Source organism: Paraburkholderia sp. RL17-373-BIF-A (genome assembly GCF_046030175.1).
Lineage (GTDB): Bacteria > Pseudomonadota > Gammaproteobacteria > Burkholderiales > Burkholderiaceae > Paraburkholderia.
In genome coordinates this window covers 1-652 of record NZ_JARESO010000365.1, presented here as the reverse complement: position 1 = coordinate 652, position 652 = coordinate 1, and the positions used below count along the sequence as shown (strand labels likewise).

Genomic DNA, 652 nt, shown 5'->3' with positions numbered 1-652 from the left:
TGGGCGCGAGTGTCAGGACGGGACGAGTTCTGGTGATCTGAAGTGCGAAAACCAGTTGACAAAACATCGTTCCAATTGACCATCGAACGGGGGGACGTCGGTCATTCGCGCGGTACAGTGGCCAGCAAGTCATCAGGAAACTTGAGCATCCCCAAAGCACAGTGCACTTCACAACAAAAAATCGGCCAGAATAAGCTCGCTACATCTGCGAGGGAAGGCGATGAAGTCGATCAAATTGCGTGTGCCGCGAGAAGAGGCAGCCGATCTTCCCGACGACCTGGCGGCCTGGGCGAGATTCACCGGCGTTGATCCCGGGATAGCTGTAATCAGCGAACCGGTTACTACGACAGATGCAAGTTCGCCCATCCTGTACGCGGTCTACATCAGCGAGAGCTTCTTCGAGCAGTTCCCTGAATGGCGAATGTACGTAGACCAATAAGCCCGGGGAAACCCGGCAAAGTGACTTTGAACGGCTCAGTTTGTTAAGGCTTGTTCGACGAATTACACAGGATTCGCTGCTCAGCATGGAGCAAGCCCATGGTTGATGGCAGCCAGGATGATCGGCAGCAGAACCGGCTTCACGAAATAGTGATCAAATCCGGCGCGCATCGACTCAGCCCGCTCAAATGGCAACGATAGGCCACTTACCGCG

Annotated in this window: 1 protein-coding gene; it reads left to right on the top strand. The window is 54.8% G+C overall.

The features are described from left to right. Positions 1-220: 220 nt before the first annotated feature. Entirely contained in the window at positions 221-439 is a 219-nt protein-coding gene (locus tag P0D80_RS50895) for a hypothetical protein (RefSeq protein WP_408296502.1), read from the top strand. Positions 440-652 lie beyond the last annotated feature (213 nt).